Here is a 15,121-nt window from a genome sequence, read left to right on the forward strand (position 1 = left end):
GTGTTCCAAGCCGCGTATGCCGACGCCTGCGATACGCTTCCCATCCGAGGAAATACAGCAAATTCAAGCAGAAAGCCTACCCGCGCACAGGTCTCCTAAGGCTTTTAAGCGATGGTGGGCGCTCCCTCCGGGCCGACCAAGCAATTGGCGTCTCACTCACGAACTCAGCTTAGCTGATGTCCGCTTCTGCCATATTCGAACTAAAGTTGACTGCCTGCTTCCGCCCCGTCTCCTCAAATCGCCTCACCAGCCAGCAGCCGCGGATTGTCCTTCGCGGTCGTGCCCGCGGCCTGGCCGATGAAGAAGGATTTGAGGCTGGGCAGGCGGTCGACGATCCCCAGTCCGAAGTCGCGGGCGATGCGCAGCGGTGTGTTGTCGTTGGAAAACAGCCGGTTCAGCACGTCGGTCGTCACCCCCATGCGGAAGGTGTCGAAGCGGCGCCAGGTCTGGTAGCGTTCGAGGGTATTGATCGAGCCGATGTCGAGGCCGAGGCGGTCGGCTTCGACGATGGTTTCGGCAAGAGCTGCCACATCCTTGAAGCCGAGATTGAGGCCCTGGCCGGAGATCGGATGGATGCCATGGGCGGCATCGCCGGCCAGCGCAAATCGCGGCGCGACGAAAGCGCGAGCAAGCGTGAGGCCGAGCGGGAAAGCCCGGCGTTCCCCGACGGTGGTGAGCGCGCCGAGCTTGTGGCCGAAGCGGCGCTCCAGTTCCTCTTCGAACAAGAGATCGTCGGAAGCGACGAGCCGTTCGGCGTCGGAGGTGCGTTCCGTCCAGACGAGCGAGGAGCGGTTGTTCTTCAAGGGCAGAATGGCGAAGGGGCCGGAGGGCAGGAAATGCTCCTCGGCACAGCCGCCATGCGGCCGCTCGTGCTCGACGGTAACGACGATGCCGGACTGGCCGTAATCCCAATTGACCGTCTTGATGCCGGCCATGTCGCGCAGTTTGGAGCGCACACCGTCGCAGGCGACCAGAAGCCGCGTTTCGAGCGTGCTGCCGTCCGAAAGAGTGAGGGTCGTCTTGTTGTCGTCGGTCGTGAATCCGGTGGCGCTGAGACCGTGCTTGATCGGGATGCCCAAGCGTTCGCAGGCGCCACGCAGGGCGCCGACCATGGTGAGGTTCGGCACCATGTGGGCGAAGGGCTGACCCTCGGCGACTTCGCCGTCGAAGGTGAGGAAGACCGGGCGGACGGGATCGCCGGTGCGCGAATCCGTGACGACCATGCGGGTGATCGGCTCGGCCTCCGGCGCGATCTCGTTCCAGACACCGAGGACTTCAAGCATCTTCGAAGCGGCGGCGATAATCGCCGATGCGCGCATATCCTTCTTCCAGGCGGATTCCGGTGCGGCTTCGACGATCATGACATCGAGGTGGGGGGCTGCCTGCTTGACTGCGACCGCTGCGGCAAGGCCCACATATCCGCCACCCACTACCAGCATGTCCAACATAGCGCTTCCCTGTGTCTTACTGTCACGTCCTGCTCTATATAGAGCATCCTGTTCACGGTTCCTACCATGGGAGTTCAAGCAAAATGTCGCGAGAGACCGAGAAGCTCACCCCGATGGAAACCGTACTGGCGACACTGGATCTCGAAACGATCGAGATGAACCTGTTTCGCGGCAACAGCCCGCAGGTCGGCTGGCAGCGCGTCTTCGGCGGGCAGGTCGTCGGCCAGGCGCTGATGGCGGCGCAGCGAACGGTGGATGGCGATCGCTTCGCGCATTCGCTGCACGCCTATTTCATGCTGCCCGGGGATCCCTCGGTTCCGATCCTCTATCAGGTCGATCGGCTGCGTGACGGCTCCAGCTTCAATACGCGGCGCGTGCTGGCCATCCAGCATGGCAAGGCGATCTTTGCGCTGACCGCATCCTTCCAGATCGACGAGCCCGGCTTCGATCATCAAGGCGATATGCCTGACGTGCCGATGCCGGAGGATCTGATGGACGAAGAGCAGGTCAAGCAGCGCTATCTCGCCCATGCGCCGGAGAATGTCCGCCGCTACTGGGAGCGCAAGCGGGCGATCGAAATCAGGCCGGTGTCGATCGAAAGCTATTTCTCGCGCGCACAGCCGAGTCAGCGCCAGAATATCTGGGTTCGGGTGACGGGACCGGTGCCGGATGACCGGCTCTATCAGAACGCTGTGCTTGCCTATCTCTCCGACATGACGCTGCTCGATGTTTCCCTGAATGCGCATGGCACATCGGTTCTGGACCCGAGCGTCCAGGTGGCGAGCCTCGACCATGCCATGTGGTTCCATCGTCCCTTCAAGCTCGACGACTGGCTGCTCTACAGCCAGGAGAGCCCCAGCGCCTCTGGCGCCCGCGGATTTACCCGCGGCAGCCTGTTTACGCGATCTGGTGTCCTGATTGCGTCGGTGGCGCAGGAGGGGCTGATTCGTAAAAAGGCAAATGATTAAATAAAGTGCAATTTTATAAAATTGCACTTTATTTGTGCGGCTCTCGCGGCGAGAAATGCCACTTTATTGGGTCTGTGCAATAAATCTGTTTTATTTCAACACGTTATAAATGTGTCACGAATCTGGCACGTCCTTTGAATGTGTATAGCCAGTCGCTGCAGAAACACTCGTCGGCGGCAAGGAGAGTCGGCTCCGCGCCGAGGCTAACAAAGGATGGGAAACCAGATGAAAATTGTGATGGCCATTATCAAGCCGTTCAAGCTCGATGAGGTCCGTGAGGCCCTCACGGCTGTCGGCATCCAGGGCCTGACTGTGACCGAAGTGAAGGGCTACGGGCGCCAGAAGGGGCATACCGAGATCTATCGCGGCACCGAATATGCCGTCAGCTTCCTGCCGAAGCTGAAGATCGAGGTCGCAGTCGCATCCGAAACCGTCGACAAGGCAGTCGAGGCCATCGCATCGGCCGCCAAGACCGGCCAGATCGGCGACGGCAAGATCTTTGTCTATTCCATTGACCATGCCGTGCGCATCCGTACGGGCGAAACCGATTCAGAAGCGCTGTAAGACACGGCGGACCAGGGAGTTATTTGCATGTCATTTTCCAAGCTTTCCTCCGCCTTGACACGGGTGGGCGCGCTTTCTGCGGCCTTGCTTGCGCCGGCGATCGCCTTTGCGCAGGAGACCGCTCCGGCTGCAGCCGCTGCGACCGCCGCCGCGCCGGTTCCGGACAAGGGCGATACTGCCTTCATGTTCATCTCCACCATTCTCGTGCTGTTCATGCTCGTGCCGGGTCTTGCACTGTTCTATGGCGGCCTCGTCCGCGCCAAGAACATGCTCTCGGTTCTGATGCAGTGCACGATGATCGGCGCCGTCGTGATGATCCTCTGGGTTCTCTACGGCTATTCCTTCGCCTTCGGCGGCGGTTCGAGCCCTTACTGGGGCGGTACGGCCAAGATGTTCCTCTCGGGCGTTTCGACCTCGACCACGGCTGCAACCTTCTCCAAGGGCGTCGTCATCCCTGAATTCATCTTCATGCTGTTCCAGATGACCTTCGCTGCCATCACGCCGGCGCTCATCATCGGCGCCTTCGCCGAGCGCATCAAGTTCGGCGCAGCCGTGCTCTTCTGCGCGCTGTGGGCGACCTTCGTCTACTTCCCGATCGCCCACATGGTCTGGGATTCCAACGGCATGCTCTTCAAGATGGGCGCACTCGACTTCGCCGGCGGCACCGTCGTTCACATCAATGCCGGTATTGCAGGCATCGTCGGCGCCATTCTCGTCGGCAAGCGCGTCGGCTTCGGCAAGGACATGATGGCTCCGCACTCCATGACGCTCACCATGGTCGGCGCATCGATGCTCTGGGTCGGCTGGTTCGGCTTCAATGCCGGCTCCAACCTCGAAGCTTCCGGCGGCGCGATGCTCGCAACCGTCAACACCTTCGTCGCAACGGCAGCCGCCATCATCTCCTGGTCGCTGGTCGAAACCTTCACCCGCGGCAAGGCCTCCATGCTCGGCGGCGCTTCGGGCATGGTTGCCGGCCTCGTCGCCATCACGCCTGCAGCCGGTATCGCCGGTCCGATGGGCGCGATCGTCATGGGTCTCATCGTCTCGCCGCTCTGCTACTTCTTCGTCTCGGTCGTGAAGAACAAGTTCGGCTACGACGATACGGCTGACGTCTTCGGCGTACACTGCATCGGCGGCATCTTCGGCGCCATCGCAACCGGCATCTTCGCCAGCGCCTCGCTCGGCGGCGTCGGCTATGCCGATGGCGTCACGATGAGCAGCCAGGTCGTCGTCCAGCTGACCGCCGTCGTCACGACAATCCTGTGGTGCGGTATCGGCTCTGCGATCCTCTACAAGGTCGTCGACGTCATCATCGGTCTGCGCGTCGCTCCGGAAGCCGAACGCGAAGGCCTCGACCTCGCCTCGCACGGCGAAGCCGCCTACCACAATTCCTGATCGGAGCTTGCGAAACCGGAGCAAACTCTCCGGTTTTGCTCAACATCCCGTCGCGTCCTATTTCATCGCAAATAGGCGCCCTTGGCCCGGACCTCGGTTCGGGCCCTTTTCGTTTGTGCACAGCCATTTTTCTTCAGACGACAGGCGATTCATGAGGTCGGCGTGCATGGTTAACATGCCATTAACCCTCCTCTGATTAGGTATGGCTAACCTGCCGGCGAGTGGGGCATAGACCGATTCGTTTGCGCTTTGGACAGGAACGGGGCTGGATATCATGGGCAGAAGCAATTCGGCGGCGTTGAGCGGTCGCCCCGACCGTTTATCGCTATCGAGCGTGGTTTGGCGTCAGGTCAAGGGCCTGACAGGTTTCGCGATATTGTTCCTGCTGGCGCTTGCGGTTGCAGCGCTGGCGACCTGGAACGTCATGGACCCCAGCTACTCCTACGCAACTGCCAATGCGCCGACCAACCTACTCGGCTTTCCCGGCGCCGCTTTTGCCGACATCATGATGCAGTCGCTCGGCCTCACCTCGGTCCTGGCGATGCTGCCCGTCGTCGCCTGGGCCTTTGCTTTGATCACCAACCGCAAGCTTCATCGAGTACCCTCGCGCCTCGGCGCCTGGTTCGGCGGCTGCATCGTCGCGGCCGGCTCCATCGCCTGCTTTCCCGCGCCGCCCACCTGGCCGATCCCCAACGGCATCGGCGGCGTCGTCGGCGATCTTCTTCTGCGTCTTCCAGCCCTCTTCATTGGCACCTATCCGAGCGGTGTCGCCGCCATCATCATCGGTTCGGTTCTCGCCGTTCCGGCCATTTGGCTCATGCTCTTCGCCTCCGGCGTCATCGGCGAAAATCTCGTGGAAGACGAGGAGGATGAGGACGACTATGAGGAAACCCGCAGCCGCGCCCGTCGGGTGGGCGACGTGGACGAGGATGACGACCGCGGCAGCTTCCTCGGCAATTTCATGGCCTTCGGCGCCCTCATGCATGCCTGGTACAACACGCAGGCCCGCCTTCGCCGGCTGTTCGGCATGGGGCCGCGCAAGCGCCGCGACCATGCCTTCGACGCACCTTACGATTTCAACGACGACGAATTCGGTACGCTGAACGAGCCGGTGCGCGCCAAGGCACCCATAGCTCGGGGCGACCGTCTGGAGCCGTCCATGGATGGTCCGGCGCGCCGCGTCGTTTCCGCGCCGTCGATCAGTCTCGGTGACGATGAGGATGAGGATGAAGATGCGCTCTATGATCGCGATCCACGGCGCCCTGCCGATATTCTGCCAGACGATGAGGATGAAGATTGGCCGTTAGCCCCGGCTGCATCCAAGGGAGCCGCCGCTGGCCATCGCGTCACTCCAGCCGCTCCGCGCCCGAAGCCTGGAGCACGGGCAGAGCGGGAGGCGCAGACTTCCTTCATTCGTCCCTATGGCTTCCAGCTTCCCGCCGTCCATCTGCTTGCCGAGCCGAAGGCCGTCGCCCGCGATGCGACGCTCTCGGCCGACGCGCTGGAACAGAATGCCCGCATGCTCGAAGGCGTGCTGGAGGATTTCGGCGTCAAGGGCGAAATCATCCATGTCCGGCCCGGACCGGTCGTCACGCTTTACGAGTTGGAGCCGGCGCCCGGCATCAAGTCGTCCCGCGTCATCGGCCTTGCCGATGACATTGCACGTTCGATGAGCGCGATTGCTGCGCGCGTCGCCGTCGTGCCCGGCCGCAACGCCATCGGCATCGAGCTGCCGAACTCGACGCGCGAAACGGTCTATCTGCGCGAACTCATCGCCAGCCGCGATTTCGAGACCTCCAAGGCGAAGCTTGCCATGTCGCTCGGCAAGACGATCGGCGGCGAGCCTGTCATTGCCGATCTCGCCAAGATGCCGCATCTGCTCGTGGCCGGTACGACCGGTTCGGGTAAATCCGTCGCCATCAACACCATGATCCTGTCGCTGCTCTATCGCATGACGCCGGAACAGTGCCGCCTGATCATGATCGATCCGAAGATGCTCGAACTCTCCGTCTATGACGGCATTCCGCATCTTCTGTCGCCCGTCGTCACGGATCCGAAGAAGGCCGTCGTTGCGCTCAAATGGACCGTCCGCGAGATGGAAGAGCGCTATAAGAAGATGTCGAAGATCGGCGTGCGCAACATCGACGGCTTCAACAGCCGCGTCGAGCAGGCCGTCGCCAAGGGCGAGGCGATCAGCCGGACCGTGCAGACCGGCTTCGATCGGCAGACCGGCGAGGCGATCTATGAGACGGAAGAATTCGACCTGAAGCCCATGCCCTATATCGTCGTCATCATCGACGAAATGGCCGACCTGATGATGGTCGCCGGCAAGGATATCGAAGGTGCGGTGCAGCGCCTGGCTCAGATGGCGCGTGCCGCCGGCATCCATGTCATCATGGCGACGCAGCGTCCGTCCGTCGATGTCATCACCGGCACGATCAAGGCAAACTTCCCGACCCGCATCTCCTTCCAGGTGACGTCGAAGATCGACAGCCGGACGATCCTCGGCGAGCAGGGCGCGGAACAATTGCTCGGCATGGGTGACATGCTCTACATGGCCGGCGGCGGGCGCATCCAGCGCGTTCATGGCCCCTTCGTCTCTGATGGCGAAGTGGAGGATATCGTCGCTTATCTGAAGACGCAGGGCGCGCCGCAATATCTCGATGCCATTACCGCCGATGATGACGAGGATGATGATGGTCACGGTCCGGTGGGTACCTCCAATCTTTCCGATTCGGAGGATCCCTACGATCAGGCGGTTGCGATCGTGCTGCGCGACGGCAAGGCCTCGACCTCCTATATCCAGCGCCGTCTCGGCATCGGCTACAACCGTGCCGCGTCGCTGATCGAGCGCATGGAGCAGGAGGGACTGATCGGTCCGGCCAACCACGCCGGCAAGCGCGAAATTCTCGTTCCGACCGAAGCCGACATTCTGGATCGTTGAGGCGATCCGTCTTCCGGTATTGCGTATCCAGCCTATGTTCAGCGAAATTTGATCACGGTCCACAACCTGCCCTGGGCCGTTGCGCCATGAAGACGCCGATTTTGCGCGCCATGGACGAAGCATGAAGGAGAATTCGATGACAAAGTTTGATGCGCAGCCGTCCAGCCGACTTTCCCTGAGCCGCCGGCATTTCCTTGGCGCCGTGGTTGCGGTCGGTGCGGCAGGCGTTCTACCGGTTTCGGCTTTCGCACAGGCTCAAGCACCGGCGCAAGCCGCCGCAGCTACCCTCAATCCCGGCATCGCCCAGGCCATTGCCGACCACTTCTCGTCCATCAAGTCGATGAAGGGTGGCTTCCTGCAGATTGGGCCGCGCGGCGATCAGATGAGCGGCGCCTTCTTCATCCAGCGGCCCGGCAAGATGCGTTTCAACTATGATCCGCCGTCGCGCATGCGCGTGATCTGCGATGGCAACAACGTGCAGGTCATCAACGACCAGACGCAGACGCGAAACATGTATCAGCTGTCGAAGACGCCGCTCAGCCTGCTGCTGGCTAACAAGATCGACCTCTCAGCCGACATGGTGCGCAATGTCGATTCGCAGCCGGATCTGACCAAGATCACGCTCGGCAACCGCACCGTCTTCGGCGATTCCACCATCACGATGATTTTCGATTCGAAAAGCTACGACCTGCGCCAATGGACCGTCATCGATCCGCAGGGCAAGACGACCGACGTCATCATCAACAATGTGAAGACCAACGTCGCCTTCGACGACAGTGTTTTCCGCATCGATTACACGCGCTGAACCTCGTCCCAGCCCTTGTAGCGGAGAAGCGCCGATTGGCGCTTTTCTTTCCATTACAGGCGGTCTAAAGCCTTAGCCTGACTGGAGCGTTTCAAGGAATCGCTGAGCCGCTCCATCTGTCTGTTTTGATGCAATTCCGGACGCGAAATCGCTGCGCACTTTTCCTGGATTTGCTCTAAGGGAAGGTTTGGGCATGGGATTTTCGATTGCGACCTGGAATATCAATTCAGTGCGGCTACGTATGCCGATTGTCGAGCAATTCGTCATGCATGCCCGGCCGGATATTCTCTGCCTCCAGGAAACCAAGGTTCCGAACGAGCTCTTTCCTCATGCGCCGCTCCGCGCGCTTGGTTATGAGCATATCATCATTCATGGCCAGAAGGGTTATCATGGCGTCGCCATCGCCTCGCGTTTCCCGCTGACCGAGGACCATCGCCAGGATTATTGCAATGTCGGCGACAGCAGACATATCTCGGCCATTTTCGAGCGCGGCGGTCGCCGTATTCGCCTGCATAACTTCTATGTGCCGGCCGGCGGCGACGAGCCAGATCGCACGATCAATCCGAAATTCGGCCACAAGCTCGATTTCATCGAGGAGATGAAGAAGCTGCATGCCAATGCCGAGCAGAACACCTCCGCGATCCTCGTCGGCGATCTCAATATCGCGCCGCTGGAGCACGATGTCTGGTCGCACAAACAGCTCCTGAAGATCGTCAGCCATACGCCTGTCGAGACCGAAGGGCTGCTCGAGGTGATGAAGCGCGGTGCCTGGCTCGACCTGATGCGCCAGCAGGTGCCGGCAAGCGAGAAGCTCTATACGTGGTGGAGCTATCGCGCCAAGGATTGGGAGGCCGCAGACCGAGGCCGCCGCCTTGATCACATCTGGTCATCCTCCGATCTCGGCCCGCATCTGCAGCGCATCGAGATCCTGAAAGCGGCGCGCGGCTGGGATCGTCCCTCCGACCACGTGCCGGTCATAGCGCATTTCAATCTCTGAAGCGGGAGTGAGCGTTTGCGCTTTCTTTGAAACGCGAAAACGCTCTATCCTTTTGTATTCACGCAATTCCGGACGGAAAGCCGCCTCGCACTTTTCCTGGAACTGCTTCAGGAAAAGCGGCCGAGCATTGCGGCTGCTTGCCTGGCCAGCGCGGCGAAGTTTTCGCGGATACGGTTCTGGATCAGCAGGCCGGCGTCTGGATATTCTTCGATCAAGCGGTGAAAGAGCGCGCGCGTGATGCGGATCACGTCGGACTCTTCGGCGGCGACAGCCGTATATTTGCGCTCTACCAACGTCACCATCGCCAGTTCCGAAAGCATGGTGCCTGCCTGGACCACCGCTTCCACCTGCTTCTGGCCGTCAGTATCGATGGTGCTGAGTTCGAAACTGCCGCGCGTGATGACATAGGCGCATTCGGCGGGTGATTTTTCCCGGAACAGCGTCTGGCCTTCGTTCACGTGGCGGCGATCGGCACCGAAGGCGATCAACCGGAGCGGCTCGTCGCCCATGCCGTGAAACAGCGGCAGTTGCGACAGCAGTCGAATATCGTCGTTCAGCGCCATCGATCGCCTACGGAATAATCTTGTAGCCGCCGTTTTCCGTGACCAGGATTTCGGCGTTGGAGGGATCGCGCTCGATCTTCTGGCGAAGGCGGTAGACGTGGGTCTCGAGCGTATGGGTGGTCACGCCGGAATTGTAGCCCCAAACCTCTTCGAGAAGGATATCGCGGGTTACGACCTTCTGGTCGGCGCGATAGAGATAACGGATGATAGCGGCTTCCTTTTCTGTGAGCCGGATCTTCTGCCCGTCTTCGGTCGTCAGCAGCTTCTGGCTCGGCTTGAAAAGATAGCGTCCCACTGTGAAGGTCGCATCCTCGCTCTGTTCGTGCTGGCGCAATTGCGCGCGGATGCGAGCGAGCAGGACGGCGAAGCGGAAGGGCTTTGTCACATAATCGTTGGCGCCGGCTTCAAGGCCCAGAATGGTGTCGGAATCCGTGTCATGGCCTGTCAGCATGATGATCGGCGGCTTGAAGCCGTTCTTGCGCAGCAGCTTCACGGCTTCGCGGCCGTCCATATCGGGCAGGCCGACATCCATGATCAGGAGATCGACGGGCACGGTGCGCGCCGTCTGCACGCCCTTTCCGGCAGTGACTTCCTGCAGGACGTTGAATTCCTCGTAAAGCGATAATTGCTCGACCAACATCTCACGCAGGTCGTTGTCATCATCCACCAGGAGAATGGTGCGTGCCGTCATGCCGTTCGGGTCCTTGTTCTCATTCTCCTAAGTCCTACGCCAAATTGCACTTTTAGCAAGTCGCGAGGCGGCTTAGGCTTGGTCGTTTGGTTGAAACTGCTATGATTTCAAATGAAATCACGCGCAAAGCAAAAACATGTGAGGAAAATGCAAAAGACAAGGGAGGGAGCGGGGCGGGCCGCATCGACGATCGTCGTGCGTCCTCAGCCAGGTAAGAAAACGCGGGCGCTGGTGCAGGTCGGGGGCATGACGGTACCGGCGGCGATCGGCCGATCCGGACGCAGCATATTGAAGCGCGAAGGAGACTGCGCGACACCCATCGCGGATATGAAGTTGCTTTACGGCTTCACGCGGGGCGATCGGGTCCGTTTTCTGCGGACGGCCTTGCCGATGCGGCATATCCGGGAGAATATGCTGTGGTGCGACCAACCTGATGATCCCAACTATAATAGACTGGTGAAGGCTCCTTTCAGGCCGAGCCATGAGGAATTGCGGCGAGGCGACGGCCTCTACGACGTCTGCCTGGTGCTCGACTGGAATGTGAGCTCTCGCAGGCGCAACCGCGGCTCGGCGATCTTCTTTCACCTGATCAGGCCGGGATACGAGCCGACGGCCGGGTGTGTTGCCGTGAGCCTGCGCGACATGAAGCGCATTCTGCCATCGCTGCGAAGAGGTACGACCGTCCGGGTTGTCTGAAAGGACGCCCGGGGTTAACATCCCGATATTCTCCACTATATGGGATTTCGACCGGTGCGCCTTTGCGGACCAGACCGCCCGCTTTTCTTTTAGAATTTAAATCACGCCTTCACTCCACCCGCTTCTCATCCTTTGGAGACTTATCGTGACCACGCAACCGACAATTACGTTCAATGACGGCAATTCCATTCCGCAGGTCGGCCTCGGCGTCTGGCAGACACCGGAGAATGTCGCGCCGATGGCCGTCAGCACGGCTTTGAAAGCCGGCTATCGCCATATCGATACCGCAGCCATCTATGCCAACGAAGATGGCGTTGGCGAAGGCGTGCGGCAGTCCGGCGTTGCCCGCAAGGATATCTATCTCACAACCAAGCTCTGGAACGAGGCGCAGGGCTTCGATTCCACACTGAAGGCGTTCGATGAAAGCCTGAAAAGGCTCGGCACCGACTATATCGACCTCTACCTGATCCACTGGCCGTCGCCGCACCGCAACCGTTATCTCGACACTTGGAAGGCTTTCGTGCGCCTGAAGGAAGAAGGCCGCGCCCGTTCGATCGGCGTTTCCAATTTTGCCGCCGCGCATCTCGAACGTATCATCGGCGAGACCGGCGTGACGCCTGTGCTGAACCAGATCGAGCTGCATCCCACCTTCCAGCAGAAGGAACTGCGTGCGGTTCACGACAAGCTCGGCATCAAGACCGAATCCTGGAGCCCGCTCGGCCAGGGCAAGCTCCTCACCAATACAGTCATCGGCAAGATCGCCGCCAAGCATGGCCGCACCCCGGCGCAGATCATCATCCGCTGGCACATCGACAACGGCCTGATCGTCATCCCGAAATCGGTGACGCCGAGCCGCATCGAGGAAAACCTCAACGTCTTCGACTTCAAGCTCGAAGGCGACGATCTGGCCGAGATGACCAAGCTCGATTCGGCCAGTGGCCGCATCGGGCCGGACCCGCTGACGGCGAGTTTCTGATTTCAGAAATTGAACTCTGGAAGGCCGGAAGCATTTGCATCCGGCCTTTTTCTATAAGCCGATTATAGCGCCTCCTCTGAAAGAGGTGCGCGCTTCGCATAAGCAGAGCCGGCAAGTGCTATAGCCAAAGTCCCAACGATCAGCAGAGCGGCCACCGCAAAGGTGGTCTGCATTCCGCTCGCCACCGCTTCCGGATGCGCCGCCGTGATGTCGGCGGCGCCGGAGGCGAATGTGAAGATCGCACCCATGACGGCGGCGCCTGTGATCAGGCCGAGATTTCGCGACAGGCTCAACATACCGGAAATCACGCCACGCTGCTCCGCGTTTATGTCCTTCATGATGGTGGTATTGTTGGATGCCTGAAAGAGCGCATAGTTTGCGGTCACGATAACGAGCGGGCCGATATAGCCGGCGGCTCCGAATCTGCCTTGCAGCATCACTATCAGGAAGAGGCCGACAATCATGCCCGCAAGACCCGTCGTGGTCACGCGCTGGGCGCCGAAGCGATCGACGATGCGGCCGGCCGGCACGCCCGTTAGCGCTGACACCAGCGGGCCGGAGGACATGATGGCGCCGACATGGGCGGCGTCGAAGCCGAGAGCACGGGAGAGATAGAAGGGTCCGACCACCAGCGTTGCCATGATGACGGTGGAAACAAGAGTGCTCATGGCAAGGCCTGCACTTAGCGATGCATCACGGAACATCGAAAGGCGCAACAACGGCGCCTCCACCTTCGTTTCAGTGACCGCAAAGAGAACGATGCCGAAAGCTGCCGTCAACAGCAGACCGATATTCACCGCACCGAATCTGCCGTGCCCAAGGGTCATGGCCAGCGCATAGGCAGCGAGTGTCAGGGACAACAGCAGGGTGCCGATCGTATCCAGCCGGGCCTTGCTCGCCTTCCGATCCTGACGATCCGTCGGCAGGAAGCGGGCGGCGAGCAGGAAATTCGCGATCCCGAGCGGTACATTGACGAGGAAGATGGTCTCCCAGCCGAAGCTGGCGATCAAGATGCCACCAAGCGATGGGCCGAGCGTGGTGCCGATCGCGGACATGGTGCCGAGCAAGCCCATGGCGCTGCCCGTCCGCTCTTTCGGCACGGTTTCGCCGACCATCGCCATCGTCAGCGCCATCATCATGGCGGCGCCGAGACCTTGCAAACCTCTGGCGGCGAGCAATAGCCAGAGTGTCGGCGCAATGCCGCAAAAAAGCGAGGCGAGGGTGAAAAGGCTTATGCCGATCAGTAGCAGGCGCCGCCGGCCGAAAATGTCGCCCAGCCGCCCGACGCTGACGATCAGTGTGGTGATGGCGAGCAGATAGGCAAGCACGATCCACTGTACCTGCTGGAAAGAGGCGCCGAATGCCTGGGCGAGCGTCGGCAGCCCGACATTGGCAATGCTGGTATCGAGCGAAGGCATCAGCATGGAGAGCGATAGGCTGACAAGGGCCCAGCGGGTCGAGGATGCTGATTTTGTGTGGCGGGGATCTTCGATGATTGGTTGCAACATGAGCTCCATTTCTGGTGGCCGTCTATAAAGTCTCGGCAGAAAGGTAGCTCTCGACGTGATATGGCGGAACGCGCAGCATTTGCACTTCATTCGTGCGTTTGACGCTATATATTACATAAACCGTGCTATGCTCGCGGCATGTCCACGCCCGATCTCAACCTGCTCGTCACTCTCAATGTCCTGCTTGCCGAAGGCAGCGTCGCGCGCGCCGCCCGGCGATTGCTATTGAGCCCGTCCGCCATGAGTAGGCAGCTGGCGCGCCTGCGCGAGACGACGGGCGATCCGTTGTTGGTCAGGGCCGGGCGAGGGCTGGTGCCGACGCCGCGGGCGCTGGAGCTACGCGAGCGCGTCGATCATCTCGTTCAGGAGGCGGAAGCGGCTTTGCGGCCCGCCGAAAGCCTCGATCTGAAGCAGCTTGCTCGAATTTTCACGCTGCGCACCCGTGAAGGTTTCGTGGAGAATTTCGGGGCCGAACTAATCACGCGCATTGCCGAGCAGGCGCCTGGCGTTCGGCTCTATTTCACGCAGAAGCTGGACAAGGACAGCACGCCTTTGCGCGATGGGACGATCGATTTCGAAACCGGTGTTGTCGGCGACGATACCGGTCCGGAGCTCAGAACGCAGGCACTGTTCCGCGATCGCTTCATCGGCGTGGTCCGAAGCGGACACCCGTTGAGTGAAGGAGAGGCGACCCCGGAACGTTACGCGGCCGGGCAACATATTCTGGTATCACGGCGCGGCGTTCAGAAAGGGCAGATCGACGAGGCGCTGGAAGAGTTGGGCCTGAAGCGTCAGATCGCAACGATTGTCGGCAGCTTTTCGGCTGCGCTGGCCTTGGCGCGCGCCTCCGACCTGATCGTCAGCGTACCGGAGCGCTATACGGGCAATCTGCGTGTCGGCATGCACAGTTTCGTGCTGCCGGTGCCGACATCGGACGTCATGATCTCGCTGCTCTGGCATCCACGGATGGATGCGGATCCGGCGCATCGCTGGCTCCGCGGCTGTATTCACGACGTCTGCGCCGGATCGCGTTCGGGGCGATCAACCAGATTCGAAGTCGGCTAAATAATTGCGCAGCAGGCGGTCAAGAGCCGTTCGTTCGCCTTCAGAAAGGGTGGCGATCAGGCGTTTCTGCGTTTCGACATGTGCTGTCACTGCCGCATCGATCAGCTCGAAGCCTTTCGGCGTCAGGGATATCAGGAAGCTGCGGCCATCATCCGGGTTCTGGCTGCGAGCGACGAGGCCGGCCCTTTCCAGCTGATCGATACGATTGGTCATCGTCCCCGACGAGACCATCATCGTCTCCATCAGGTCGCTGGGGGAGAGGGTATAGGGCTCGCCCGAGCGGCGCAGGGTCGCCAGCATGTCGAAGTTCGCCGAGTTCAGGCCGAAGCGGCCGAAGGTCTTCTCCATCTCGCGCGAGAGATGGAGCGCGAGATTGCGCAGGCGCCCGAACAGGCCCATGGCCGTGGTGTCGAGGTCAGGTCGTTCACGGCGCCACTGGGCGAGAATTTTGTCGATGCGATCCATGGCGGAACTTCGCCATGAATTTATCTTGACGTCAAG

The 15,121-nt window shown here is 60.7% G+C and carries 14 protein-coding genes; 9 read left to right on the forward strand and 5 right to left on the reverse strand.

Going from position 1 to position 15,121, the window contains the following annotated elements; genetic code table 11:
* Positions 1-233: 233 nt before the first annotated feature.
* The gene (locus PH562_RS26350; protein WP_483315385.1) at positions 234-1,448 is read right to left on the reverse strand and encodes a ubiquinone biosynthesis hydroxylase; all 1,215 of its coding nucleotides are present in this window, start codon (positions 1,446-1,448) and stop codon (positions 234-236) included.
* A gap of 83 nt (positions 1,449-1,531) precedes the next feature.
* Between PH562_RS26350 and tesB the strand changes: the two genes are divergently transcribed.
* The 6 genes from tesB (at position 1,532) to PH562_RS26380 (ending at position 9,121) form a co-directional block, all read left to right on the forward strand.
* Positions 1,532-2,416 carry an acyl-CoA thioesterase II gene (tesB, locus tag PH562_RS26355; protein WP_285176664.1) on the forward strand — a complete coding sequence of 295 codons (885 nt, stop codon included), beginning with the start codon at positions 1,532-1,534 and terminating at the stop codon, positions 2,414-2,416.
* Between the two features lie 213 nt (positions 2,417-2,629).
* The gene (locus PH562_RS26360; protein ID WP_015341499.1) at positions 2,630-2,980 is read left to right on the forward strand and encodes a P-II family nitrogen regulator; all 351 of its coding nucleotides are present in this window, start codon (positions 2,630-2,632) and stop codon (positions 2,978-2,980) included.
* A gap of 27 nt (positions 2,981-3,007) precedes the next feature.
* Complete coding sequence (locus PH562_RS26365; RefSeq protein ID WP_095433034.1) at positions 3,008-4,375, forward strand: ammonium transporter; 1,368 nt, start codon at positions 3,008-3,010, stop codon at positions 4,373-4,375.
* 274 nt (positions 4,376-4,649) lie between these two features.
* Positions 4,650-7,319 (forward strand): FtsK/SpoIIIE family DNA translocase, encoded by a 2,670-nt coding sequence (locus PH562_RS26370; protein WP_285176665.1) that lies wholly within the window; start codon positions 4,650-4,652, stop codon positions 7,317-7,319.
* Between the two features lie 136 nt (positions 7,320-7,455).
* Complete coding sequence (locus PH562_RS26375; protein ID WP_285176666.1) at positions 7,456-8,124, forward strand: outer-membrane lipoprotein carrier protein LolA; 669 nt, start codon at positions 7,456-7,458, stop codon at positions 8,122-8,124.
* A 193-nt stretch (positions 8,125-8,317) separates the two neighbouring features.
* The gene (locus tag PH562_RS26380; protein ID WP_285176669.1) at positions 8,318-9,121 is read left to right on the forward strand and encodes an exodeoxyribonuclease III; all 804 of its coding nucleotides are present in this window, start codon (positions 8,318-8,320) and stop codon (positions 9,119-9,121) included.
* Positions 9,122-9,228: 107 nt separating this feature from the next.
* Here the strand turns inward: PH562_RS26380 and PH562_RS26385 are convergent, their stop codons facing one another.
* Complete coding sequence (locus tag PH562_RS26385) at positions 9,229-9,684, reverse strand: cyclic nucleotide-binding domain-containing protein (RefSeq protein ID WP_167078096.1); 456 nt, start codon at positions 9,682-9,684, stop codon at positions 9,229-9,231.
* Positions 9,685-9,691: 7 nt separating this feature from the next.
* Positions 9,692-10,375 (reverse strand): response regulator transcription factor, encoded by a 684-nt coding sequence (locus PH562_RS26390; protein ID WP_004125729.1) that lies wholly within the window; start codon positions 10,373-10,375, stop codon positions 9,692-9,694.
* 147 nt (positions 10,376-10,522) lie between these two features.
* On the opposite strand from PH562_RS26390, the gene PH562_RS26395 reads away from it, so the two are divergent.
* Complete coding sequence (locus tag PH562_RS26395; protein ID WP_285176670.1) at positions 10,523-11,071, forward strand: L,D-transpeptidase family protein; 549 nt, start codon at positions 10,523-10,525, stop codon at positions 11,069-11,071.
* Positions 11,072-11,216: 145 nt separating this feature from the next.
* Positions 11,217-12,047 carry an aldo/keto reductase gene (locus PH562_RS26400; RefSeq protein ID WP_113407868.1) on the forward strand — a complete coding sequence of 277 codons (831 nt, stop codon included), beginning with the start codon at positions 11,217-11,219 and terminating at the stop codon, positions 12,045-12,047.
* 62 nt (positions 12,048-12,109) lie between these two features.
* Here the strand turns inward: PH562_RS26400 and PH562_RS26405 are convergent, their stop codons facing one another.
* Complete coding sequence (locus PH562_RS26405) at positions 12,110-13,555, reverse strand: MFS transporter (RefSeq protein WP_285176672.1); 1,446 nt, start codon at positions 13,553-13,555, stop codon at positions 12,110-12,112.
* Between the two features lie 138 nt (positions 13,556-13,693).
* On the opposite strand from PH562_RS26405, the gene PH562_RS26410 reads away from it, so the two are divergent.
* Positions 13,694-14,620, forward strand: a complete 927-nt coding sequence (locus PH562_RS26410) for a LysR family transcriptional regulator (protein ID WP_285176673.1) — start codon at positions 13,694-13,696, stop codon at positions 14,618-14,620.
* Here the strand turns inward: PH562_RS26410 and PH562_RS26415 are convergent.
* Entirely contained in the window at positions 14,597-15,085 is a 489-nt protein-coding gene (locus tag PH562_RS26415) for a MarR family winged helix-turn-helix transcriptional regulator (protein WP_285176674.1), read from the reverse strand. The genes PH562_RS26410 and PH562_RS26415 overlap by 24 nt on opposite strands.
* Between the last annotated feature and the right edge of the window lie 36 nt (positions 15,086-15,121).

The organism is Rhizobium centroccidentale, from assembly GCF_030182565.1.
Taxonomy (GTDB): Bacteria; Pseudomonadota; Alphaproteobacteria; order Rhizobiales; family Rhizobiaceae; genus Rhizobium.

What these genes read in the sequence shown, in the direction of transcription:
- PH562_RS26380 (WP_285176669.1), top strand. Translation starts at nt 8,318, where the DNA reads ATGGGATTTTCGATTGCGACCTGGAATATCAATTCAGTGCGGCTACGT.
- PH562_RS26395 (WP_285176670.1), top strand. Translation starts at nt 10,523, where the DNA reads ATGCAAAAGACAAGGGAGGGAGCGGGGCGGGCCGCATCGACGATCGTC.
- PH562_RS26375 (WP_285176666.1), top strand. Translation starts at nt 7,456, where the DNA reads ATGACAAAGTTTGATGCGCAGCCGTCCAGCCGACTTTCCCTGAGCCGC.
- PH562_RS26385 (WP_167078096.1), bottom strand. Translation starts at nt 9,684, where the DNA reads ATGGCGCTGAACGACGATATTCGACTGCTGTCGCAACTGCCGCTGTTT.
- PH562_RS26360 (WP_015341499.1), top strand. Translation starts at nt 2,630, where the DNA reads ATGGGAAACCAGATGAAAATTGTGATGGCCATTATCAAGCCGTTCAAG.
- PH562_RS26415 (WP_285176674.1), bottom strand. Translation starts at nt 15,085, where the DNA reads ATGGATCGCATCGACAAAATTCTCGCCCAGTGGCGCCGTGAACGACCT.
- PH562_RS26365 (WP_095433034.1), top strand. Translation starts at nt 3,008, where the DNA reads ATGTCATTTTCCAAGCTTTCCTCCGCCTTGACACGGGTGGGCGCGCTT.
- PH562_RS26350 (WP_483315385.1), bottom strand. Translation starts at nt 1,448, where the DNA reads ATGTTGGACATGCTGGTAGTGGGTGGCGGATATGTGGGCCTTGCCGCA.
- PH562_RS26410 (WP_285176673.1), top strand. Translation starts at nt 13,694, where the DNA reads ATGTCCACGCCCGATCTCAACCTGCTCGTCACTCTCAATGTCCTGCTT.
- PH562_RS26405 (WP_285176672.1), bottom strand. Translation starts at nt 13,555, where the DNA reads ATGTTGCAACCAATCATCGAAGATCCCCGCCACACAAAATCAGCATCC.
- tesB (WP_285176664.1), top strand. Translation starts at nt 1,532, where the DNA reads ATGTCGCGAGAGACCGAGAAGCTCACCCCGATGGAAACCGTACTGGCG.
- PH562_RS26370 (WP_285176665.1), top strand. Translation starts at nt 4,650, where the DNA reads ATGGGCAGAAGCAATTCGGCGGCGTTGAGCGGTCGCCCCGACCGTTTA.
- PH562_RS26390 (WP_004125729.1), bottom strand. Translation starts at nt 10,375, where the DNA reads ATGACGGCACGCACCATTCTCCTGGTGGATGATGACAACGACCTGCGT.